This window comes from Polaromonas sp. P2_G11 (assembly GCF_056403595.1).
In genome coordinates, this window is record NZ_JBFUFE010000001.1 from 577,100 (window position 1) to 597,837 (window position 20,738).

Below are 20,738 nucleotides of genomic sequence, written 5' to 3' on the forward strand. Positions count from 1 at the left end.
AGGGCAGTTCAACGCTGCAGGTCACCGGCGGGCGCAGTGCCCTGGCGCGGCTTGCGGTTCGGGTCCAGCGGCTGCGGCAACAGCGTTGCCATCGTCATCTGGTCGTCACCAAAATATTTCGCGGCCACGGCCTGCACCTCGGCGCCCGTGATGCTACGCAGGGCGGCAATGATGCGTTCGCTGGCATCCAGCGGCAGGCCTTGCACCCAGTGCGAGCCGAGCTCGCGCGCCTGGTTGAAGACCGAGTCGAGCTTGTAGGTCTCGCTGGCCACCCACTGCGTCTTGACGCGGTTCAGCTCGGCCTCGCTCACGCCCTCGCGTGCCACCTTGGCCACCTGCTCGCGCAGCGCGTCAGCCACCTGCTGGGCGGTTTTACCGGCAGCGGGCACGCCGTCGAGCGAAAAAACCTGCGGCCCCCGGCCCATCAGGCCATTGGACGCACCGGCGCTGTCGGCCACACGGGACTGCTGCACCAGCGCGCGGTCGAGCCGGGCGCCGGTGTAGCCGTCCAGCACGGCGGCCAGCACCGTCAGCGCCAGCGCGTCGCGGCTGGCGCCGGCGGCCGGCGCGGCCAGGTCTGCCGGCTCCAGCTTGGGCACCTTGAAAACCATGCTGACATAGGCCTGGCTGGCCGGCGCCTTGAAGTCCATACGGCGCACGCCGGCCTGCAGGGGTTCAGCGCGTGGCTTGCGCACCGGGACGGCGCGCGCGGGGATGCCGCCGTAGTATTTTTCGGTCAGCTTTTTGACCTGCGCGACATCCACATCACCGGCAATGACCACGGCGGCATTGGCAGGCACATACCAGCGGCGGTAAAAATCGCGCGCATCGTCGGGCGTCATGGCCGCAATGTCGCTCATCCAGCCGACCACCGGGCGCCGGTAAGGCGAGGCGGTAAATGTCATGGCAGTCATCTGCTCATACAGCATGGCGCGCGGCGAATCTTCGGTGCGCAGGCGCCGCTCTTCCTTGACGACCTCGATCTCGCGCTTGAACTCGTCGTCTGCCCACTGGTTACCCGTGAAGCGGTCGGCCTCCAGGCGCATGACGTCCTCCAGCTTGCCGGCCGGAATTTGCTGGTGGTAGGCCGTGTTGTCGCGGGCGGTAAACGCGTTGTCGCGTCCGCCCAGGGCGGCTATGCGTTTTGAAAACTCACCCGGCTTGACCTTCGCCGTTCCCTTGAACATCATGTGCTCCAGCACATGGGCCACGCCCGACGTGCCGTCAACCTCGTCCATGGAGCCCACGCGCACCCACAGCATGTGGGCCACGGTGGGCGCGCGGTGGTCGGGCTTGACGATGACCGTGAGGCCGTTGGCCAGCGTGAACTGCTCCACCGGGGCCGGCACGGGCGTCTGCGCAAGGGCGGCCGTGCCCAGGCACAGTGCCAGCACCAGCGCGGGCAGGTGCCGCACGGCCGACGGGCGAAGTATGGAAGATAGGGGTACTGGGGGTGTCAAAAGGGCTGGCCTGGGGTGTTTCATAGAATAGCTGTGTGGCGCTGTACGTTGCCCCGCAACGGTGCAACAGCCCACTAGGACTCCGCAAGCATACCCAATGTTCAGTTTTTTCAAGAAAAAATCCCCCCCTCCTGCCGCACCGGCGTCTTCTGCGCCCGATGCAGCCGTCCCGGCCGGACCGGCCCCTGAACCGGCGACACCCGTACCCTCGCCGGCCTCTGCGGGCAGTGGCCTGATCGGCAGCGCGCTGGTCACCCCGATCACCATTCCGGTTCCCGGCGCCGTAGCCCCGGAGCGGGAGCGCTGGCTCAGCAAGCTGCAAGCCGGGCTGCGCAAGACCGGCTCCAGCATCTCGACCGTGTTCACCGGCAGCCGCATCGACGATGCGCTCTATGAAGACTTGGAAACCGCACTGCTGATGGCGGACGCCGGCAGCAAGGCCACCGAACACCTGTTGGCCGATGTCAAGCGACGCGTCAAGGAAGGCGGCATGACGCACCCGGTGGCCGTCAAGAACGCACTGGTGGACTCGATCGCGCAGCTGCTCAAGCCGCTGGAGCAACCCCTTGTGATCGGTCAATACCAGCCCACCGTGATCATGGTGACCGGCGTCAACGGCGCCGGCAAGACCACGTCCATCGGCAAGCTCACGCGCCATTTGGCCACCGAGGGCGCATCGGTGCTGTTGGCAGCGGCCGACACCTTTCGCGCCGCGGCGCGCGAGCAGCTCAGCGTCTGGGCCGACCGCAACACCGTCGAGATCGTCAGCCAGGAAGGCGGCGATCCGGCCGCCGTGAGTTTTGACGCCGTGAGCGCAGGCAAAGCGCGCGGCAAGGACGTGGTACTGGTCGACACGGCCGGCCGCCTGCCGACGCAGTTGCACCTGATGGAAGAGCTACGCAAGATCAAACGCGTGGTGCAGAAAGCGGATGCCACCGCGCCACATGAAGTTTTGTTGGTCATCGACGGCAACACCGGGCAAAACGCCCTCGCCCAGGTCAAGGCCTTCGATGACACGCTGCAGCTGACCGGTCTCATCGTGACCAAGCTGGACGGCACAGCCAAGGGCGGCGTTCTGGCTGCGATTGCGCTGTGGGCCCGTGAACGTGCCCTGGCCTCACCCGCGCTGCGCCCGGTGTCGGTGTATTTCATCGGCGTGGGCGAGCAGCTGGAAGACCTGGAAACCTTTAATGCGCGTGAGTTCGCGCAGGCATTGCTGGGCTGAACCAGCAGATTCGCCGCTTGCCGCTCAGGGCACCCCGAGCTTCAGCAGCAGCACCGAGATCACCACAAAGGCCACGATAAAAACGGTCTCAGCCAGCAGCAGGGCCACAGGCTTCCAGCCCAGCTTGAGCAAGTCTTCAAAACTGGTCTTCACACCCGCAGCGGCAATGGCCGTTACCAGCATCCAGCGCGATGTATCACTGGCCAGCTGAACCACGGGTGCTGCGATCAGCCCTGCACTGGCCAGCATGACCAGCACGACAAAAGCAATCAGGAAGCCCGGCACCAGCGGCACCTCTGTTTCCGGCACCTTGACGGCCGGATGGTTGCGGTACAGCACCGCAATGAACAGCACGATGGGCATCAGCATCATGACGCGAAACAGCTTGACCACGGTGGCCGTGTCACCCGCCTGCGGGCCGAGCATCATGCCGGCCGCCACCACCTGCGCGACATCGTGAATCGAGCCTCCCAGCACAATACCGGCCTGCCCCGGCAAGAGCCCGATGGCCTGCAGGCTGAAAGGGTAGACCACCATCGCCAGCGTTGACAGCACCGTGACACCGACAACAGCCAGAAGTGTGAAGCGTTCGTTTTCTTTCGTCTGGGGCAGCACGGAAGACACGGCCAGCGCCGCCGACGCACCGCAGATGGCCACCGCGCTGCCCGACAGCAGGCCTTCATCACGCGAACACTTCAGCCAGCGCGCCAGCAGCACGCCCAGCAAAATCGTCAATACAACCGCCAGCACGATGACCACGGCGGTTCCGGCGCCCAGTTGGGCCACTTGCGCAAACGTGATGCGGGCGCCCAGCAGCGCGACCCCCACGCGCAGCACCACGCGGCCGCAAAAACCAATGCCCTTGGCCGCCTTGGGGTGGCTGTTGAGAAAGTGGAACGCCAGGCCGATCAGCAAGGCATAGAGCAGTTGGGGGCCGCCATAGTGCTCGGAGATGAAAGTCGCGGCCAGTGCAATCACCATGCACACCAGCACGCCTGGAAAGTGGGACGCCAGCGCCATGCGCCATTTAAAAATCATGGGATATCAGACAGACTTGTTGGATGAATGGGACGGAGGATTTGGACCACCGGGGTAATGCGTGAGAACTTTTTCCAGTAGCGCCGCACCGGTAGGGCTTCCCGCCACCAGCATCCGGCTTTGCAGCAAGGGCAAGCCGTCCAGGGATCGCATCGTGGCGCCGGCCTCGCGCAGCAGCACCAACCCGGCCGCAGCGTCCCACGCGCCCATGCCGCGTTCCCAGAAGGCATCGGCCCGCCCGGCCGCCACATAAGCCAGTTCCAGCGCCATGGAGCCGCTTCGCCGAACCTGCCCAAACGTTCTCAGTACATCACCAAATTCACGCAGGTAGTCGTCCATGAAAGGCGCACCCGGTTTGGGAAACACCGTCGAAACCAGGCATTGCGCAGCAGGGCGCGCGGCAGCACAGGCCAGGCGCTCCCCATTCAGGTATGCACCCAGACCCGATGCCGCAGTAAAAATTTCGTGGCGGGACGGATCCACGATCACGCCCAGCACCGGCTGCCGGTCCAAACACAGTGCAATCGATACCGCGTACTGGGGGTAGCCGCGGGCAAAGTTTGCCGTGCCATCAATCGGGTCAACCAGCCAGGTGGGCTGCTCCGTCAATTCGCCGCCGCTTTCTTCACCGACAAAGCCGCTCTGCGGCAAGACCTTCAGCAGCGCGCTGCGCAAGCCCTCTTCCACTTCGCGGTCAAAGCGCGTGACCCAGTCACCGGGGGCCTTCTGGCGGACATCCACCGGTTGCAGTTCTACATGCGCCTTCCGGATGCGGACGGCAGCCTCCATGCCCGCGAGCCGGGCTTTCTCCAGCACCACAACAAGGTCCATGTTCATGCTTTCTTGGACAGCACACTGACATAGTCATGCGCCTGGGTATTGATGGTGGAGACCCGGTATTCCACGGGCTTGTCGCCGAACGTCAGGGCCAGCCGGTGCACCTCCATCACCGGAGAGCCCACCGCCAGCCCCAGCAGGCGCGCCTGGGTCCGGTCGGCCGCCGCGGCGCGTGCACGTTCCTGTGCCCGCAGCACGGTGATGCCGAAGTCTGTCTGGTACAGGGCATAGATCGTGCCGGGCCTTTCGACAAAACGTTTTTCAGTGAGGTTGCGGAACAGCGCCGCCGCAATGGTCAGCCGGTCATGCATGACCACCCTGCCCTGCAGGGCGAGGCGGTTTTCCGCCCTGAACACGGGCTCACCCATCTTGATGCGCAATGCAGCGGCCTCCTGCTCCGTGGCCCGCTCGCGCCCAAAAGCGATGCAGTCAATTTCCGGGTAGTCGCGGTCCCGCGCCGCATCGTCGTCACCGAAGTTCCAGTGCGGCTCCACGTGAAAAAACTGGAACATGAAGCGGGCATTGTTGTGCGGCGCCACAAAAGTTCCCTTGCCCTGCCGGCGCACCAGCACATGCTCGTGTACCAGTTCGTCAACGGCATGACGCAGGGTGCCAATGCTCACCTGCAGGCTCGCGGCAATATTCGCCTCGCTGGGCAAGGGTTTACCCGGGCCGTAATGCCCGGCCTCGATGAGTTTTTGCAGCTCGCGCTTCACCTGGCGGTAGAGCGGCATGGCCTCTTCGCTCATCAACGGACGCAATGGAGCCGATGTGTTTTTGACATTCACGGCCGCCATTGAAACACCAACGGGCGAGTCGTACAAGTCATATATATGAGTAAATTGACAAGCGGTTGCCGGCCCATAAAACTGGCAACTCGATTCAACTCAGGCCATTCGGAGACCCCATGATTCATTTTGTATTGCATGACGCCAAAGACACCGTGGCCGTTGTGGTGGTGGAAGGTGTGAAGGCAGGAACTGCCATGACCGGCTGGATCATGGACGAAGACCGCATGATCAATGTGCAGGCCCAGCAGGACATCCCGATCGGGCACAAAGTGGCCCTCAAGGACATGGCTGTCGGCGACACCGTGCTGAAGTACGGCATCGACATGGGCAAGGTTGTTGCCAACATCAAGGCCGGCCAGCACGCCCATGTCCATAACATCAAAACAAAGAGGTGGTAACCCCCCGAAGCAGCCTGCGGCCGCCTCCCCCCGAGGGGGCATCGCCTGTGGCCTGGCGAAGCCAGATCCACGTCGATTGCTGGAACAAACAACTCATCTAGGAACATAGCAATGTCAGTCATCGATAAAAACACCACATTTCTGGGCTACCGCCGCGAAAACGGCCGCGTTGGCGTGCGCAACCACGTCATCATCCTGCCGCTGGACGATCTTTCCAATGCAGCCGCCGAGGCGGTGGCACACAACATCAAGGGCTGCATGGCGATTCCGCACCCCTATGGGCGGCTGCAATTCGGTGCCGACCTGGAGCTGCACTTTCGCACCCTGATCGGTGCCGGCTGCAACCCCAATGTCGCCGCCGTCGTGGTGATCGGCATTGAAGACAGCTGGACCAAAAAAGTGGTGGACGGCATCGCCAAAACCGGCAAACCGGTGGTGGGCTTCGGCATTGAAGGCCACGGCGACCATGAGACCATCATGAAGGCCTCCAAAGCGGCGCGTGAGTATGTGCAATGGGCCAGTGAAAAACAGCGCGAGATCTGCGGCATCTCCGAACTCTGGGTCTCCACCAAGTGCGGCGAGTCCGACACCACGTCCGGCTGCGGCGCCAATCCCACCGTCGGCAACGCCTTCGACAAGCTGCACCCGCTCGGCAACTACCTGTGCTTCGGTGAAACCTCCGAGATCACCGGCGGTGAAAAAATCGTCGCCGACCGTTGTGCCACCGATGCCGTGCGCGACCAGTTCATGTTCATGTTCAACCGCTACCAGGACATGATCAACCGCCACAAGACCAGCGACCTGTCGGACTCGCAGCCCACCAAAGGCAACATCGCCGGCGGCCTCACGACCATCGAGGAAAAAGCGCTGGGCAATATCCAGAAGATCGGCAAGGTCTGCACGGTCGACGGCGTCATCGACAAGGCCGAGATGCCCACGCACCCGGGCCTGTGGTTCATGGACTCGTCCAGTGCTGCGGCCGAAATGGTGACCCTGTGCGCCGCCTCGGGTTACGCCGTGCACTTCTTCCCCACCGGCCAGGGCAACGTGATCGGCAATGCGATTGTCCCCGTGATCAAGATCTGCTCGAACCCGCGCACCGTGCGCCTGATGAGCGAACACATCGACGTGGACACCTCCGGGCTGCTGCAGCGCGAGATCACGCTCGACCAGGCCGGCGACAAGCTGCTGGAGAACATGCTGCGCACCGCCAACGGCCGCCTGACCGCCGCAGAAGCGCTGGGCCACCGCGAGTTCGTCTTGACGCGCCTGTTCGAATCCGCTTGAGGTAAGGCAAGCATGGCGCGCATTGTCATCTGTGAATTCATGGACGAGCGCGCAGTGGCGCAGCTTGAAGCGGCACACGACGTGCTCTATGACCCGCAGCTGGTGGGCGACGCCACCCGCCTGCGGGCCGAGGCGGGCAAAGCCGATGCGTTGATCGTGCGCAACCTGACGCAGGTGCGTGGCGAGCTGCTCGCCGCGATGGCCCGCTGCAAGGTGGTGGGCCGGCTCGGCGTGGGGCTGGACAACATTGACGTGCCGGCCTGCGAAGCCCGGGGCATCAAGGTCATTCCCGCCTCGGGCGCCAATGCGCTCAGCGTGGCGGAATACGTCGTGGCCAGCACCATGCTGCTGCTGCGCGGTGCGTTTGCTTCCACCGAAGCCGTGGCAGCCGGCCAGTGGCCGCGCGCTGCGTTGAGCAACGGCCGTGAAGCTGCCGGACAAACGTTGGGCATCATCGGTTTTGGCTCCATAGGCCAGACCACCGCGCGCCTGGCACGTGGCCTGGGCATGCACGTGATTGCCTATGACCCCGCGCTTGCCCCCGATGCCCCGGTTTTCGCGCAGACCGGTGTGCAGTACGCCGGCCTTGACGACCTCATCAGCAGCGCGGATGCCGTCACATTGCATGTGCCCCTGGTGGATGCGACGCGCGGGCTGTTCAGCGCGGCACGCATTGGCCAGATGAAAAAAGGCGCCGTGCTGATCAATACCTCGCGGGGCCACATCGTGGACATCACGGCAGTCAGTGCGGCGCTGCGGTCGGGGCAACTGGGCGGTGCGGCCATCGATGTATTCGACGTGGAGCCCCTGCCGGCGAGCGCGGGGTTGCAAGCCTGCCCCAACCTGTTGCTTACACCACACATTTCAGGTCTCAGCATGCAGTCAAATGAACGCGTATCGTTCATGATCGCTGACAAGGTGCTGGAGAGCCTGAAGTAATGATCCAACTGTCTATTGAAGAAGCAACACGTCTTGCCACGCAGGCGCTGCGCAAGGCGGGCGCGGCAGAGGCCATGGCGGCCACCACCGCGAGAGCACTGGTTCGCGCCGAAGCGCAAGGGCTCGCTTCGCATGGCTTGAGCCGCGTGCCGCAATATGCCACCCATCTTCGCAACGGCCGGGCCGATGGCCATGCCGTCGCCGTCGTGGCGCACAAAAAAGGTGCGGCAGTGCTGGTGGATGCAAAACAGGGCCTGGCCTTCCCCGCCTGCGACCTGGCGATCTCCACAGCGATTGCAACTGCTCGGGAACTGGGCGTGTGTTTTGTCGGCGTGATCAACAGCCACCATTGCGGGGTATTGGTGGATCATCTGCGCCCCGCAACCGATGCGGGCCTGGTAGGCCTTGGTTTTGCGAACGCACCGGCGGCCATGCCCGCGGCAGGCGGCAAGCACCCGATCTTTGGAACCAACCCGATTGCTGCCGCGTTTCCCCGCAGAAACGCCGATCCACTGTTGATTGACCTGTCTTTGAGCGAAGTTGCGCGCGGCAAAGTGATGGTTGCAGCCAAGGAAGGCAAATCCATTCCGCTGGGCTGGGCGCTGGACACGCAAGGCCGGCCCACAACGGACGCACAGGCGGCTCTGGAGGGCTCCATGCTGCCGCTGGGTGCCGTGAGCAGCCCCAAAGGTTCCATGCTGGCATTGATGGTTGAGCTGCTGGTGACAGCCGTGATTGGCGCGCAGTTTGCTTTTGAGGCATCATCGTTTTTTGTGGATGAAGGAAATCAGCCGCGAATTGGCCAGGCTTTCATCCTGATCGACCCGGGCGCGCTTGCAGGCACAGACACTTACTTTGAACGCATGGAAACCGTGATCGCCGAAATGCTGCTGGACGAAGGTGTACGTCTGGCAGGTGCGCGGCGCATCGCACTCGAAACGAAAGCACTACAAGCGGGACTCAGTATTCCCGACGCACTCAAATCGCAGTTGGATCAGTTAGTGGGTTAACAGTTATTCAATCAAGAGGAGTAGGCATGAAACGTCGTGACATCGTATTGGCATCAACAGGTGCAGCCCTGACGGGCATTCCGGGTCTGGGGCTGGCCCAGCAGACCTTTCCCAAACCAGGCAGCACCATCAAATATGTGGTCCCGTTCACGCCCGGCGGCCTGACCGACATGATGGCCCGCACGGTCGCCCAAAAGCTGTCCGAGGCGTGGAAGACTCCCGTGATTGTCGAAAACAAGGCTGGCGGGAACGCGCAGATCGGCGCCGAGCAGGTCGCCAAATCGGCGCCCGACGGCAATACGCTGCTGGCCATCACGTTGACACATGCCGCAAACGTATCCCTGTATCCGAATGCGGCTTACAGCTTCACCAAAGACCTGCGCCCGGTCGCCCTGATGGCCAATTCGCCGATGCTGGTCGTGGTTCCCGCCGCCAGTCCCATCAAGGACTTCAAGGACCTGATGGCCGTGTCCAAAACCAAGCAGCTGAGCGCGGGCTCGAGCGGCAACGGTACTCCGGCACACCTGACCATGGCTTTGTTCTGCGAGTTGAACAAAACGAAGATGATCCATGTGCCCTACCGCGGCGGCGCGCCCTCGATGGTCGACCTGATCGGTGGCCAGCTGGACGTGATTTTTTCCAACTATCCGGAATCGATCGCTCACGTCAAAGGTGGAAAACTGCGCGCGATCGCGATCTGCAGCCTGGGCCGGCACCCGGGGGTGCCTGATGTCCCGACTGCTTTCGAGGCCGGTATGACTGGCCTCTTTGTCGAGAACTGGACAGGGGCCATGCTCCCGGCCAAGACGCCGGATGACATTGTCGACAGATACTCGCGCGAGATCATCAAGATCATGTACAGCGCTGACGTGGAAGAGCGCGCCAAGCAGCAAGGTTTTCGTGTCTCACAAAAGGGTTCAGAAGAGTTCGGCCGCTTCCTGAAAAGCGAAATAGACCGCTGGAGCCGGATTATCAAGACCGCGAAAATCACACCGACCTGATCGGCAAGCACACCCGGTTAAGCACAAAGTCCGCAGGCCGCTCGCGGTCTGCGTTACGTTTTGTAAAACACCACTCCGGTTCTGGTGGCCTGGCGGAAAATCCGCCCAGAGGCGATCCCCGCCACTGGAGACATACATGAACGACATAGCGGATATTCCCGTTACCGTTACCGGGCCACGCAAGGTTGACCAGCTGCTGGTGCACTACGGCGAAAGCCACCAGAACCCGCGCAACGAACTGATCCATTTCATTGCCATCCCGCTCATCATGCTGAGCCTGGTCGGCATGCTGTTTGCGCTTCACCCCTATGTCGCGTATGTGTTTGTCGCGGCCAGCATGGTCTACTACGCGCGCTTGTCGGCGATGTTCTTTATGACCATGGCGGTCTGGTCGGTGCTGTTTCTGGGCCTGGTGTTCGCCATGGGACCATTGGTATTGCCGATCTGTGTCGGCATTTTTGTGGGCGCCTGGATCCTGCAATTCATCGGCCACAAGATCGAGGGGAAAAAGCCTTCTTTCTTTGAAGACATCCAGTACCTCTGGGTCGGGCCGCTGTTTGTGCTGAGCAAGCTGTTTGGCAAGCTGGGTATACGCTGGTGATTCATCCAGCTTGAAAACACCCGGGCGGCCTCCATCTTGAAGGTTTAAACCTTTTCACGGGTACCTCGCTTGATCAGCAAAATTCTGCGTTTCTTCCTCAAGCTCCTGTTTGGCATCTTCGCCGCGGTGTTTGCCGTCAGCCTGCTGGTCGCGGCCCTGATCGTCGTGGCGCTGAGCCTCCTGAAGTCGCTCGTCACCGGCCGCAAGCCGGCGCCGGCGATGGTGTTTGGCCGCTTCCAGCGCTATTCGCCCCAAGGCATGTGGCCGGGCGGGGCCGCCCAGGGCAACCCGGCCAGCCCCCGTGCCGGCGACGTGGTGGACGTGGAAGTCCGCGAAGTGCGTGACGACAAGCGCCTGCCGTAATACCTGCGAGTTCCGATTTGGGCGGGCTGGCGGCTGAAAACCATGGATTTGCTACCAAATTCATAGCTGCTTACGCCCGTCCAGCTTGGATGAAAGGCCATATTCACTCTCCGAAATTGGCAAAAAACTGACGTGCACCCCGTTTGAATTCATTATCAAATATGGCTTCAGCCCAATACACACGGGCGCAAGGAGCTATCAAATAGATAGCGACCGTACCCACTTTGGGATAACGGCGGCATCCATACAAATCGATACCGCGCATTTACAAGGCAGAAACCAATCCCCCTGAACCAATGGCCCACAATGCGGCTCATACCAAGGGTTTTCACTTATTAGCCTTGCGCTATCCGAGTCATTGAACCTATTGCTTAGCACTCTCTCCAACAGAGTGCTAGTATTTAGCACCAGACGAAAGGAGTCTTGCTGTGTCTTATGCTCTTTCCCCCGCTTCCCTGACCGCTGTCGTGCCGAAATCGGGCGCGTCCACAGCCGTCAACCCCTGGTCGCTGGTGCCCCCGCTGGGCAACCTGGACGCTTATATTTCCGCCGTAAACCGTCTCCCCATGCTCACCCTGGAGCAGGAGCAGGAATTTGCCAAAAATCTCAAGGAAAACAACGATCTCGACGCTGCCGGTAAGTTAGTGCTCTCTCACTTGCGCCTGGTGGTCTCGATTTCGCGCAAATACCTGGGTTATGGGCTGCCGCACGGCGACCTGATCCAGGAAGGCAACATCGGCCTGATGAAGGCAGTCAAACGCTTCGACCCGGACCAGAACGTGCGCCTGGTGAGCTATGCCATGCACTGGATCAAGGCCGAGATCCATGAGTACATCCTGAAAAACTGGCGCATGGTCAAGGTCGCGACGACCAAGGCCCAGCGCAAGCTGTTTTTCAACCTGCGCTCGATGAAGCAGGGTTTCAAGGACGACGCCGACGTGGCGACACACCGCGACACGCTGACCGAAGGCCAGATCGATTCGATGGCCAAGACGCTGAACGTCAAGCGTGAGGAAGTCATCGAGATGGAGCAGCGTATGTCGGGCGGCGACGTGCTGCTGGACCCAAGCCCGAGCGACGACGGCGAAGACGCCTTTGGCCCGATCGCCTACCTGGCCGACGCGACCCAGGAACCGACGGCACTGATGGAGTCGCGCCAGCGTGACAACCTGGCTTCAGACGGCATCACCGCAGCGCTGGAAGATCTCGACCCACGGTCGCGCCGCATTGTAGAAGAGCGCTGGCTCAAGGTGAACGACGACGGGTCAGGCGGCATGACGCTGCACGACCTGGCCGACGAGTACAAGGTAAGCGCCGAACGGATTCGCCAGATCGAAGTGGCAGCCATGAAGAAAATGAAGAAGGTGCTGGCCGCCTACGCTTAATACCTGCAGGTACGCGTTTTAAAAGAAAGCCCGCACAGCAATGTGCGGGCTTCTTTCTTTTCCGGTCGCAACGCTGCGGGACGGATCGACTCAGGATTTGAGCAGCAGGCGAATGTCGGACGCCAGCGCCTCAGCGCCGCTACCGTAGCGGTTGTACAGGCGGATGCGCCCCTGGCCGTCGAAGATATAGCTGCCGGCGGAATGGTCCATGGTGTAGCTGCCGGGTGTCTTGCCATCGACCTTTTTGTAATACACCTTGAAGTCCTTGGCGACCTGGGGCAGCTGGTCCAGTGTGGGCCGCAGCGCCACAAAGGTCGGGTCGAAATTGCCCATGTAGGCCTTGAGCAGTTCGGGCGTATCGCGCTCCGGGTCGACCGTGATGAAGATTGCCTGCAGCTTGTCGCCATCAGCGCCCAGCAGCTTCTTGACCTGCGCCAACTCGGCCATGGAGGTCGGGCAAACGTCGGGGCATTGCGTGAAGCCGAAGAACACCACGACCACCTTGCCGGCAAAGTCTTTCAGCGTGCGCGCTTGGCCATTGTGGTCGGCCAGCGTGAAGCCCTGCGCGTAGTCGGCGCCGGTGAGGTCAATGCTCTTGAACTGCGGTTTGTCCGGTGCGCATGCAGTAAAAATGCCTGCAGCGCCCACTGCAAGTGCGCAAGCAGCTATTGTTTTAATAGCAGATCGTCGAACGGGTGAGGCAGCCTGCGGCGTGCGGTGGGACTTCATGGTGGGAGCCTAAAGATAGTGGTCAAGCAGCAGCGCTGCGAACAGCACCGAGAGATGAATCAGTGAAAACCGGAATGTCTTGCGTGCCAGCGCGTCGGAGTAGTTGCGCCACAGGCGAAAGCCATACCAGCTGAAGCCGATGCTGAGCGCGACAGCGACAACGAGGTAGGGCCAGCCGCTCATCTTGAAAATGAAGGGCATCAGGCAGGCGGGGAACAACACCAGCGTGTAGAGAAACACCTGCAGCCGAGTGAACTCATTGCCGTGGGTAACGGGCAGCATGGGCAGGCCGGACTTGCGGTAGTCTTCCACGCGGTAGAGTGCCAGCGCCCAAAAGTGCGGCGGTGTCCAGAGAAAAATAATGAGAAAAAGAATCAGCGCCTCCGGGCCGACCGACCCCGTCATGGCAGCCCAGCCCAGCACCGGCGGCATGGCGCCTGAAGCACCGCCAATCACGATGTTCTGCGGCGTCATCGGTTTGAGGATGACGGTGTAGACCACCGCGTAGCCGATGAAGGTGGCAAAAGTCAGCCACATGGTGAGCGGGTTCACCCATGCATAAAGAATCCACGAACCAAGCGCGCACAATGCGGCCGAAAAAGACAGCGTGAGCGAATTGCTGAGCTCGCCCTTGGCGGTGGGCCGCCAGGCGGTGCGCCGCATGCGCGAGTCGATTTGCTGCTCGACCAGGCAGTTGAAGGCGGCGGCAGCCCCTGCAACCAGCCAGATGCCGGCGCAGGCGATCAGCGCGAGCCGGACATCCGGCCACGACGGAATACCGGGAACGGCCAGCACCATGCCGATCAATGCGCAAAACACAATGAGCTGCACAACGCGCGGCTTGGTCAGCGCATAGAACTGCGCGAACCTGGAAGAGGCGCGGGGCGAGGCAGAAGCCGGAGCGGCGGAGGGAGTACTGGGGTTCATGGGAAGTCGCTAGGCATTCAATTTTGACGCATGTGCTGCGAAGGTCCCGCTGCGGCTGGAAAAGACCACGCCGCTGAGCACAATGACGAGGGCTGCCGCACCGCCGGTATGCATGACCGCAGCGAACAGGGGCCAGCCCAGTACGGCGTTGCTGATGCCCGTGACAGCCTGCAGCAGGATGAGCCCGGCCAACCATCGCGCGGACAAGCGATACGCGGACATGCGGTGCAGGCAAAAGGCGAGGACGAGGAATACGGCAAACACGAGATAGGCCACCAGGCGGTGCACATAGTGAATGGCGGTGAGCGCCTCAAAGCTGATATTGGCGCCGTCATGGCCCGCACCGAGTTCGCGCCACAGCGTGAAGCCCTGGCGAAAGTCCATGGCCGGCCAGAGTGAACCTTGGCAACCCGGAAAATCTGTGCAGGCCAGCACGGCATAGTTGGTGCTGACCCAGCCACCCAGGGCAATTTGCACCCAGAACAAGGCGAAGGCAGCGATCACGGCAAGGCGCAAGCCGGCAGAAAGCGTCGTAGCGTTGGCGCCGTGCACCTGCGCATACCGCACAGCCTGCGCACGCAACAAGGCCAACAACACCAAGCCCCCCAGCAAGTGCAGCGTGACGATGGCCGGAAACAACTTCATGGTCACGGTGAGCGCGCCGAACGCGCCCTGCAGGCACACCCAGATCAGTGTGACAGCAGGCCACCAAAATGAGACAGGTGTGCGCTTGCGCTCCAGCCAGCTTGTCACCGCGAGCGTAAGAATAAGCACGCCAACGCCGGTCGCCAGATAGCGGTGGATCATCTCGATCCAGGCCTTGGAATGCGTGACTGGGCCGGTCGGCATCGCAGTCCGCGCAGCTTCGATGTGCATCTGCGCGCCAACCGGACTCGCGCTGCCGTAACAACCAGGCCAGTCGGGGCATCCCAGACCGGAGTCAGTGAGCCGCGTGAACGCGCCGAAGATCACCAGATCAAACGTGAGGAACAGTGTCACCAGCGTCAGCACCCGCAAACGCTGCGCCACCGGCGCATTCTTGTTGTGCACCCAAACCCAGGCCAGAGGCCCCAGCGCCACCACCAGCCCCATGATCATCAGGCGCAGGGCGGGACTCAGGTCGTAAAGATTTTGCGCAGCCATGATTGATTAATGAAAACTGGAGCCCGCAACGCCCTGGAGGTATCCAACCAAGCAGGGGCCACGGGACTGGCTTTGCCAGACCGCAGGCGCAGCGGCCCCCTCGGGGGGCAGCGCATTACACGAAGTGAAAAGCGTGGGGGCCATATTCACCGGCCTTCTTTGTCCCAGCTGCTCGAGGCACGCAGCAGGCGTTCCAGATCGCGCTTGGCCTTGGCGGCGGCGGCGACGTCCATGTCGGCCGGGAAACGCATCATCCAGTTGCCGATGGGGTCGACCAGATAGAGATGATCCTCCAGCCGCTGGCCCGCAGCGGGCTCCAGCCACTTCGCGAGTTCAGCTGGCGCCACACGCAGCACCGCCGACGAAGCCAGCGCGGGGAGCAAGGCATCACGCACCGGCGCTTCGTCCACCACCAGCCAGACGCGGTCCAGGCGCTCTTTTTCCTTGCCGAGGGACTCGCGCAGCTGGCGCTGGAAATACAGGTTCTGCTCGCACCGCGCACCGCAGGCGCCGCCGGCCACACTGATGAGCAGCCACTGGTCCTTCAGTGCCGTCAGCGTGCCGGCGCGGCCGTCCAGCGAGCGAGTGGCCAGCGGCGGCAAGGGTCGCTGCGGGTCAATCAACTCACCAAAGTTGCGGCGGCCTTCGGGCCGGATCAGGTAGTAGGTGACGTAAGACGCGATGACCGGCGCCGCGCACACCAACAGCACGGCCAGCATTTTCCAGCGGCCTGCCACGGTGCTGGGCGCGCGCGTACTGGACTGATCCAGCACAGGCATGGCATGCACGGTCAGACCCAGGGGCTGGTCTTGCAGTCCGGCTGCAGCAGCGTGGACGGGAGGAGTATCAGGGGTATGAGGGGTAGCAGGCGTATCGTTTGTCACGGCAATTGATCGCGGCGTTTGCCGCGCATGTGGGTACGAAAAGGAAGGACCAGCTGAAACCAGCCATACAAAAGAACCACCAGACCGCAAAGGCCGAACCACTGGAAGGCATAACCGTAGTGCTTGTCCACGCCCAGGTTGGGCGCGGCCCACTCACGCAGCAGGCCTTCGCTGGGCGCACCGGTCTGCAGCAGTGAGACATCCAGCAGCGGCAGGCCGGTTTGCGCCCGGAAAGCAGGCAAGTCGAGATTTTGCCGTATGCGCCCACCCTCGGCACCCTGGAACTCATAGAGCCTGGAAGGCGGCGGGGCCATACGGCCCTCAACTGTCACGATGCCTGGCGGGGTGGTGACCTCCGGAAGGCGTGTACGGTCGGCAAAGTTGCGCGGTACCCAGCCACGCTGCACCAGGATGGCCTGCGGGCTGCCCTCCAGCACCAGCGGCGTCACCACCAAAAAACCCGTCTTGCCGCTCATGGGCCTGTTGTCGAGATACACCGTGTGCTCGGCGCGCCAGCTTCCCTTGAGGATGGCTGGCCGGTGAATGTCATCAGCGAGGCGCTGGCTGGCAAGCAGCGAACGCACATCCAGCGCGGGAAGCCCACCTTTGGAATCGACAGCTGCCTGCAATGCTTCCTTTTGCGCGGCGCGGCGCAGCTGCCATTGGCCCAGCGAAAAGGTTGTGCCGGCCACCACCAGTGCGGCCACCGTGAGAATCCAGAAGCGAGGGGAGTGCAAAGCACTTGTCATGAGCCGATAATCCTGTTCATGACTTACCTGATCGCACTGGCGTTTATCGCCATTTTTGCCAGCCTGGCCTCCGCACTGTTTTTCATGCTCAGGGGCGGCAAGGGCAGTGAAGGCGCCGAAAGCAGCAAACGCAAAAACAGCAACATGGCGCGCGCACTGGCGTTCCGTATCGGGTTTTCTGTGTTGCTGTTTGTTTGCATTCTGATTGCGTGGAAGCTTGGTTATATCCAGCCCACCGGCATCCCTGCTGGTAAATAACAGCCACTCTGAGTGGCGGAATAAAGAACAAAGGCCGCATCAAGCGGCCTTTGGTTGAGCGGCCTGAGCCGCTGTTGGTTCCCTTACAACCAGTACACCAGGATGTAGAGGCCCAGCCACACCACATCCACAAAGTGCCAGTACCAGGCAGCGCCTTCAAAGCCGAAATGCTTTTCAGGGGTGAAATGGCCTTTGTGCAGGCGCAGCGTGATGAACAGCAGCATCAGCATGCCGACAAACACGTGAAAGCCATGAAAGCCCGTGAGCAGGAAGAAGGTCGAGCCGTAGACGCCCGAAGACAGCTTCAGGTTCATCTCGTGGTACGCATGAAAGTACTCATAGCCCTGCACGAACAGGAAGACCACGCCGAGCGCAACCGTCGCCCACATGAAGGCGATGGTGCGGGCACGCTTGCCTTCAATCAGCGCGTGGTGGGCGATGGTGATGGTGACACCGGAGCTCAGCAGCAGTGCCGTATTGACCGTTGGCAGGGAGCCCATGATGCTAGCCCAGATGCCGCCGCCAATTGCCAGCGGCTTCATGGCCGTGAATGCTTCGACGATGTCGGCGGGCGATGTCGTGGCGCCGGGCACGATAGACGGCCATGCCGCCTTGAAATCAGGCCAGAGCAACGCGTTTTCCAGGCTACCCAGTGCGGGCAAGGAGTGCGAGCGGGCCCACCACAGCGCGGTGAAGAAGGCACCGAAGAACATCACTTCCGAGAAAATAAACCAGCTCATGCTCCAGCGGAAGGACATGTCGATCTTGCGGCCGTACATGCCGCCTTCGCTTTCGGCGATGGACTGGCTGAACCAGCGGAACAACGTGACCAACCACCACACCATACCGAAGGCCAACGACCATTTGCCCCAGTCGGCGCCATTGATCCACTGGCCGGCGCCCAAGATGACAAAAAACAGGCCGATAGATGCCATCACCGGATGGCTCGATGGGCTGGGGACGAAGTAGTGGGGGGTTGACCCGTGGGTTGCTGATGACATCGCTCGACTCCTGTTTTTCTCTCGAATTTCCAAATAATCTTTTAACTTGTACCGTGGGGCATTGTGAGGATGCCGCGCTTTAGCGCGCGACCATCCACTTCGCCAGCAGCACCAGGACTGCGACAAACACGACCACGGCAATCAGCCCGACCACAATGATGTGGAGAGGGCTCAAATTCCTCACGTCTTCTTCGTAGTCGCCGCGTGCACGCAGGCCTACAAAGGACCAGGCCACAGCCTTGACCGTGCGCCAAAAAGAGGGTTTGCGGGGGGTTGCGGCCATGCTCATGCGCCTGCCTGTTTTTCAGGTGGTACGGCGGCAGTCGTTGCCTTGGGCGTGACGGGCGCAGCCGGCGTCTTGCCGCCCACTTCAAAGAAGGTGTAGGACAGCGTGATCGTGCTCACGTCTTTCGACAGTTTCGGGTCGATCACGAAGGCCACAGGCCACTGCTTTTTCTCACCGGGCGCCAGGGTGTACTGGCTGAAGCAGAAGCACTCAAGCTTGTTGAAATGCGCACCGGCCTGCGCGGGAGCGTAGCTGGGGATGGCCTGGGCGGACATGGTTCGGTCCTGCACATTCTGGAATTCGTACATCACAGTGGTCAGCTCGCCCGGGTGAACCTGCAGCGTGTTCTGCGCGGGCTTGAAATGCCAGGGGCCGCGCGTGTTCGCATCAAACTCAACCGTGATGGTGCGCGTGCGGTCTACCTGCGTATTGGCCGGCAAATTGGGCGTCGCACCAGGGATCTGGCGGTCGGACAGGGCCAGCACGTTGATGCCGGTCATCTCGCAAATCGCCTTGTAGATGGGCACCAGCGCATAACCGAAGCCGAACATGCCGAGCACGATCACGGCCAGCTTGCCCATCATGTTGAAGTTTTCGCGCTTGAGCCGCATCACATCGGTACTGGTTTGAGACTGAGGTCGACCTGGCTGCTCAATGGCTCAGGAAAATCATCTTGGCCATGAAGCCGGCAAAAAAGACCAGCGCGACCGAAGCCAGGATCAGCGCCAGCTTCAGGTTGCTCTTCTTTTGTTCGGGTGTCGTCATGGCGATTACCGTTGAGTTCAATCAGCCGATCACGCGGGTTGCCGAGGCATCCAGCTTGGGCGGTGTTTCATAGGTGTGGAAAGGTGCAGGCGATGGGACTTCCCACTCGAGACCTTCGGCGCCCTTGCCGCCTTCGTCCACCCAGGGATTCTGCCTGGCAGGTGCGCCCTTGCCGCGCATCGTGGGAACCACAATGAACAGGAAGAAGTACAGCTGGGCAAATCCGAAGAAGAACGCGCCCACGCTGGCCACGGCATTGAAATCCGCGAACTGCATGGGGTAGTCGGCATAGCGGCGCGGCATGCCGGCCAGGCCCAGGAAGTGCATCGGGAAGAAGGTCACGTTGAAGGAAATCAGCGACCACCAGAAGTGGATCTTGCCGCGGGTTTCGTTGTACATGACGCCGGTCCATTTGGGCGACCAGTAGTAGTAGCCGGCAAACAGGGCGTAGAGCGAACCAGCCACCAGCACGTAGTGGAAGTGAGCCACCACGTAGTAAGTGTCCTGCAATTGCGTGTCGATCGGTGCGACCGAAAGGATCACACCCGTCAGACCGCCGATGGTGAACACGAAGATGAAGCCCACTGCAAATAGCATGGGGGTTTCAAAGGTCATGGAGCCGCGCCACATCGTGGCGATCCAGTTGAACACCTTCACGCCCGTGGGCACGGCGATCAGCATGGTGGAGTACATGAAGAACAGCTGGCCCGTGACTGGCATGCCGGTGGTGAACATGTGGTGCGCCCACACAACGAAGCTCAGGATGGCGATGGAGCCAGTGGCGTACACCATGGAGGCGTAGCCAAACAGGCGCTTGCGCGAGAAAGCCGGGATGATCTGGCTGATGATGCCGAAGGCCGGCAAGATCATGATGTAAACCTCGGGGTGGCCGAAGAACCAGAAGATGTGCTGGTACATCACCGGGTCGCCACCGCCGGCGGGGTTGAAGAAGCTGGTGCCGAAGTGGCGGTCAGTCAGCGTCATGGTGATGGCGCCTGCGAGCACCGGCATCACGGCGATCAGCAGGTAGGCGGTGATCAGCCAGGTCCAGCAGAACATCGGCATCTTCATCAGCGTCATGCCGGGAGCGCGCATGTTGAGGATGGTGACGATGATATTGATCGAACCCATGATGGACGAAGCACCCAGGATGTGCATCGCAAAAATACCGGCGTCCATGGACGGGCCCATTTGCAACGTGAGCGGCGCGTAGAGCGTCCAGCCCGCGGCGGGTGCGCCACCAGGCATGAAGAACGACCCCACCAGCATGATGCCCGCCGGGATCAACAGCCAGAAGCTGAAGTTGTTCATACGGGCAAAAGCCATGTCAGCCGCGCCGATCTGCAGCGGGATCATCCAGTTGGCGAAACCCACGAAGGCCGGCATGATGGCGCCGAACACCATGATCAGGCCGTGCATGGTGGTGAGCTGGTTGAACAGTTCGGGGTTGACCAGTTGCAGGCCGGGCTGGAACAGCTCCGCGCGGATCAGCAGGGCCAGCACGCCACCGAACATCAGCATGAAGAAGCTGAACAACAGGTACAGCGTGCCAATATCCTTGTGGTTGGTCGCAAACACCCAGCGACGCCAGCCCGTCGGGGCATGGTGATCGTGGTCATCATGTGCGTGATCGTGATGGTCTAGAACTGCACTCATCTTGG

The 20,738-nt window shown here is 61.7% G+C and carries 24 protein-coding genes; 10 read left to right on the forward strand and 14 right to left on the reverse strand.

The annotated features are described in order from the left end of the window. Positions 1 to 8: 8 nt before the first annotated feature. Positions 9 to 1,484, reverse strand: a complete 1,476-nt coding sequence (locus AC1DWQ_RS02885; RefSeq protein WP_477668288.1) for a M16 family metallopeptidase — start codon at positions 1,482 to 1,484, stop codon at positions 9 to 11. A gap of 73 nt (positions 1,485 to 1,557) precedes the next feature. Between AC1DWQ_RS02885 and ftsY the strand changes: the two genes are divergently transcribed. Then, positions 1,558 to 2,685, forward strand: a complete 1,128-nt coding sequence (gene ftsY / locus AC1DWQ_RS02890; RefSeq protein ID WP_477668289.1) for a signal recognition particle-docking protein FtsY — start codon at positions 1,558 to 1,560, stop codon at positions 2,683 to 2,685. A 24-nt stretch (positions 2,686 to 2,709) separates the two neighbouring features. On the opposite strand, the gene AC1DWQ_RS02895 is transcribed toward ftsY, so the two are convergent. From AC1DWQ_RS02895 to AC1DWQ_RS02905, 3 genes are read right to left on the reverse strand one after another with little or no spacing between them, the layout of a single operon-like run. Continuing rightward, a complete protein-coding gene (locus tag AC1DWQ_RS02895; protein WP_477668290.1) occupies positions 2,710 to 3,723 on the reverse strand; it encodes a YeiH family protein in 1,014 nt (337 codons plus the stop codon). Between the two features lie 6 nt (positions 3,724 to 3,729). Next, positions 3,730 to 4,554 (reverse strand): inositol monophosphatase family protein, encoded by an 825-nt coding sequence (locus AC1DWQ_RS02900; protein WP_477668291.1) that lies wholly within the window; start codon positions 4,552 to 4,554, stop codon positions 3,730 to 3,732. Positions 4,555 to 4,556: 2 nt separating this feature from the next. Then, the gene (locus AC1DWQ_RS02905) at positions 4,557 to 5,309 is read right to left on the reverse strand and encodes a GntR family transcriptional regulator (RefSeq protein ID WP_477668292.1); all 753 of its coding nucleotides are present in this window, start codon (positions 5,307 to 5,309) and stop codon (positions 4,557 to 4,559) included. 158 nt (positions 5,310 to 5,467) lie between these two features. On the opposite strand from AC1DWQ_RS02905, the gene AC1DWQ_RS02910 reads away from it, so the two are divergent. From AC1DWQ_RS02910 to rpoH, 8 genes are all read left to right on the forward strand, one after another. Then, on the forward strand, positions 5,468 to 5,749 hold the full coding sequence (locus AC1DWQ_RS02910) for a UxaA family hydrolase (RefSeq protein ID WP_007862870.1): 282 nt from the start codon (positions 5,468 to 5,470) through the stop codon (positions 5,747 to 5,749). 111 nt (positions 5,750 to 5,860) lie between these two features. Further along, on the forward strand, positions 5,861 to 7,036 hold the full coding sequence (locus AC1DWQ_RS02915; RefSeq protein ID WP_477668293.1) for a UxaA family hydrolase: 1,176 nt from the start codon (positions 5,861 to 5,863) through the stop codon (positions 7,034 to 7,036). A 12-nt stretch (positions 7,037 to 7,048) separates the two neighbouring features. Continuing rightward, the gene (locus tag AC1DWQ_RS02920; RefSeq protein WP_477668294.1) at positions 7,049 to 7,975 is read left to right on the forward strand and encodes a hydroxyacid dehydrogenase; all 927 of its coding nucleotides are present in this window, start codon (positions 7,049 to 7,051) and stop codon (positions 7,973 to 7,975) included. Beyond that, entirely contained in the window at positions 7,975 to 8,985 is a 1,011-nt protein-coding gene (locus tag AC1DWQ_RS02925) for an Ldh family oxidoreductase (protein ID WP_477668295.1), read from the forward strand. The genes AC1DWQ_RS02920 and AC1DWQ_RS02925 overlap by 1 nt, the downstream gene beginning before the upstream one ends. 26 nt (positions 8,986 to 9,011) lie before the next feature. Beyond that, entirely contained in the window at positions 9,012 to 9,986 is a 975-nt protein-coding gene (locus AC1DWQ_RS02930) for a Bug family tripartite tricarboxylate transporter substrate binding protein (RefSeq protein ID WP_477668296.1), read from the forward strand. 136 nt (positions 9,987 to 10,122) lie between these two features. Next, complete coding sequence (locus tag AC1DWQ_RS02935; protein ID WP_477668297.1) at positions 10,123 to 10,587, forward strand: Mpo1 family 2-hydroxy fatty acid dioxygenase; 465 nt, start codon at positions 10,123 to 10,125, stop codon at positions 10,585 to 10,587. A gap of 69 nt (positions 10,588 to 10,656) precedes the next feature. Next, positions 10,657 to 10,950 (forward strand): hypothetical protein, encoded by a 294-nt coding sequence (locus AC1DWQ_RS02940; protein WP_457282211.1) that lies wholly within the window; start codon positions 10,657 to 10,659, stop codon positions 10,948 to 10,950. Positions 10,951 to 11,405: 455 nt separating this feature from the next. Continuing rightward, a complete protein-coding gene (gene rpoH / locus AC1DWQ_RS02945) occupies positions 11,406 to 12,335 on the forward strand; it encodes an RNA polymerase sigma factor RpoH (RefSeq protein WP_477668916.1) in 930 nt (309 codons plus the stop codon). A gap of 90 nt (positions 12,336 to 12,425) precedes the next feature. On the opposite strand, the gene AC1DWQ_RS02950 is transcribed toward rpoH, so the two are convergent. The 5 genes from AC1DWQ_RS02950 to AC1DWQ_RS02970 all read right to left on the reverse strand — a co-directional run bounded on the left by AC1DWQ_RS02950 (position 12,426) and on the right by AC1DWQ_RS02970 (position 16,767). Further along, positions 12,426 to 13,064, reverse strand: coding sequence for an SCO family protein (locus AC1DWQ_RS02950; RefSeq protein ID WP_477668298.1), 639 nt, complete (start codon positions 13,062 to 13,064; stop codon positions 12,426 to 12,428). A gap of 9 nt (positions 13,065 to 13,073) precedes the next feature. Next, positions 13,074 to 13,991 (reverse strand): heme o synthase, encoded by a 918-nt coding sequence (gene cyoE / locus AC1DWQ_RS02955; RefSeq protein WP_477668299.1) that lies wholly within the window; start codon positions 13,989 to 13,991, stop codon positions 13,074 to 13,076. Positions 13,992 to 14,000: 9 nt separating this feature from the next. Then, positions 14,001 to 15,134, reverse strand: a complete 1,134-nt coding sequence (locus AC1DWQ_RS02960; RefSeq protein WP_477668300.1) for a COX15/CtaA family protein — start codon at positions 15,132 to 15,134, stop codon at positions 14,001 to 14,003. Between the two features lie 146 nt (positions 15,135 to 15,280). Beyond that, complete coding sequence (locus AC1DWQ_RS02965) at positions 15,281 to 15,913, reverse strand: hypothetical protein (protein WP_477668917.1); 633 nt, start codon at positions 15,911 to 15,913, stop codon at positions 15,281 to 15,283. Positions 15,914 to 16,014: 101 nt separating this feature from the next. Further along, entirely contained in the window at positions 16,015 to 16,767 is a 753-nt protein-coding gene (locus AC1DWQ_RS02970; protein WP_477668301.1) for an SURF1 family protein, read from the reverse strand. Between the two features lie 18 nt (positions 16,768 to 16,785). Here AC1DWQ_RS02970 and AC1DWQ_RS02975 point away from each other — a divergent pair, with 18 nt between their 5' ends. Beyond that, positions 16,786 to 17,025, forward strand: a complete 240-nt coding sequence (locus AC1DWQ_RS02975) for a twin transmembrane helix small protein (RefSeq protein WP_457282216.1) — start codon at positions 16,786 to 16,788, stop codon at positions 17,023 to 17,025. An 83-nt stretch (positions 17,026 to 17,108) separates the two neighbouring features. Here the strand turns inward: AC1DWQ_RS02975 and AC1DWQ_RS02980 are convergent, their stop codons facing one another. The 5 genes from AC1DWQ_RS02980 to ctaD form a co-directional block, all read right to left on the reverse strand. After that, positions 17,109 to 18,026 (reverse strand): cytochrome c oxidase subunit 3, encoded by a 918-nt coding sequence (locus AC1DWQ_RS02980; protein WP_457282217.1) that lies wholly within the window; start codon positions 18,024 to 18,026, stop codon positions 17,109 to 17,111. Positions 18,027 to 18,105: 79 nt separating this feature from the next. Then, positions 18,106 to 18,315, reverse strand: a complete 210-nt coding sequence (locus AC1DWQ_RS02985) for a DUF2970 domain-containing protein (protein ID WP_477668302.1) — start codon at positions 18,313 to 18,315, stop codon at positions 18,106 to 18,108. Further along, positions 18,312 to 18,923, reverse strand: coding sequence for a cytochrome c oxidase assembly protein (locus AC1DWQ_RS02990; RefSeq protein WP_477666770.1), 612 nt, complete (start codon positions 18,921 to 18,923; stop codon positions 18,312 to 18,314). Before AC1DWQ_RS02990 ends, AC1DWQ_RS02985 begins: the two co-directional genes overlap by 4 nt. A gap of 40 nt (positions 18,924 to 18,963) precedes the next feature. Then, a complete protein-coding gene (locus AC1DWQ_RS02995) occupies positions 18,964 to 19,077 on the reverse strand; it encodes a cytochrome oxidase small assembly protein (RefSeq protein WP_411883660.1) in 114 nt (37 codons plus the stop codon). Between the two features lie 21 nt (positions 19,078 to 19,098). Then, positions 19,099 to 20,733 (reverse strand): cytochrome c oxidase subunit I, encoded by a 1,635-nt coding sequence (ctaD, locus tag AC1DWQ_RS03000; protein ID WP_477666660.1) that lies wholly within the window; start codon positions 20,731 to 20,733, stop codon positions 19,099 to 19,101. Positions 20,734 to 20,738: the final 5 nt, after the last annotated feature.

What these genes read in the sequence shown, in the direction of transcription:
- AC1DWQ_RS02990 (WP_477666770.1), bottom strand. Translation starts at nt 18,923, where the DNA reads ATGCGGCTCAAGCGCGAAAACTTCAACATGATGGGCAAGCTGGCCGTG.
- ctaD (WP_477666660.1), bottom strand. Translation starts at nt 20,733, where the DNA reads ATGAGTGCAGTTCTAGACCATCACGATCACGCACATGATGACCACGAT.
- AC1DWQ_RS02960 (WP_477668300.1), bottom strand. Translation starts at nt 15,134, where the DNA reads ATGGCTGCGCAAAATCTTTACGACCTGAGTCCCGCCCTGCGCCTGATG.
- ftsY (WP_477668289.1), top strand. Translation starts at nt 1,558, where the DNA reads ATGTTCAGTTTTTTCAAGAAAAAATCCCCCCCTCCTGCCGCACCGGCG.
- AC1DWQ_RS02915 (WP_477668293.1), top strand. Translation starts at nt 5,861, where the DNA reads ATGTCAGTCATCGATAAAAACACCACATTTCTGGGCTACCGCCGCGAA.
- AC1DWQ_RS02985 (WP_477668302.1), bottom strand. Translation starts at nt 18,315, where the DNA reads ATGAGCATGGCCGCAACCCCCCGCAAACCCTCTTTTTGGCGCACGGTC.
- AC1DWQ_RS02980 (WP_457282217.1), bottom strand. Translation starts at nt 18,026, where the DNA reads ATGTCATCAGCAACCCACGGGTCAACCCCCCACTACTTCGTCCCCAGC.
- AC1DWQ_RS02970 (WP_477668301.1), bottom strand. Translation starts at nt 16,767, where the DNA reads ATGACAAGTGCTTTGCACTCCCCTCGCTTCTGGATTCTCACGGTGGCC.
- AC1DWQ_RS02975 (WP_457282216.1), top strand. Translation starts at nt 16,786, where the DNA reads ATGACTTACCTGATCGCACTGGCGTTTATCGCCATTTTTGCCAGCCTG.
- AC1DWQ_RS02925 (WP_477668295.1), top strand. Translation starts at nt 7,975, where the DNA reads ATGATCCAACTGTCTATTGAAGAAGCAACACGTCTTGCCACGCAGGCG.
- AC1DWQ_RS02885 (WP_477668288.1), bottom strand. Translation starts at nt 1,484, where the DNA reads ATGAAACACCCCAGGCCAGCCCTTTTGACACCCCCAGTACCCCTATCT.
- cyoE (WP_477668299.1), bottom strand. Translation starts at nt 13,991, where the DNA reads ATGAACCCCAGTACTCCCTCCGCCGCTCCGGCTTCTGCCTCGCCCCGC.
- AC1DWQ_RS02965 (WP_477668917.1), bottom strand. Translation starts at nt 15,913, where the DNA reads ATGCCTGTGCTGGATCAGTCCAGTACGCGCGCGCCCAGCACCGTGGCA.
- AC1DWQ_RS02930 (WP_477668296.1), top strand. Translation starts at nt 9,012, where the DNA reads ATGAAACGTCGTGACATCGTATTGGCATCAACAGGTGCAGCCCTGACG.
- AC1DWQ_RS02995 (WP_411883660.1), bottom strand. Translation starts at nt 19,077, where the DNA reads ATGACGACACCCGAACAAAAGAAGAGCAACCTGAAGCTGGCGCTGATC.
- AC1DWQ_RS02905 (WP_477668292.1), bottom strand. Translation starts at nt 5,309, where the DNA reads ATGAGCGAAGAGGCCATGCCGCTCTACCGCCAGGTGAAGCGCGAGCTG.
- AC1DWQ_RS02910 (WP_007862870.1), top strand. Translation starts at nt 5,468, where the DNA reads ATGATTCATTTTGTATTGCATGACGCCAAAGACACCGTGGCCGTTGTG.
- AC1DWQ_RS02920 (WP_477668294.1), top strand. Translation starts at nt 7,049, where the DNA reads ATGGCGCGCATTGTCATCTGTGAATTCATGGACGAGCGCGCAGTGGCG.
- AC1DWQ_RS02935 (WP_477668297.1), top strand. Translation starts at nt 10,123, where the DNA reads ATGAACGACATAGCGGATATTCCCGTTACCGTTACCGGGCCACGCAAG.
- AC1DWQ_RS02900 (WP_477668291.1), bottom strand. Translation starts at nt 4,554, where the DNA reads ATGGACCTTGTTGTGGTGCTGGAGAAAGCCCGGCTCGCGGGCATGGAG.
- AC1DWQ_RS02895 (WP_477668290.1), bottom strand. Translation starts at nt 3,723, where the DNA reads ATGATTTTTAAATGGCGCATGGCGCTGGCGTCCCACTTTCCAGGCGTG.
- AC1DWQ_RS02950 (WP_477668298.1), bottom strand. Translation starts at nt 13,064, where the DNA reads ATGAAGTCCCACCGCACGCCGCAGGCTGCCTCACCCGTTCGACGATCT.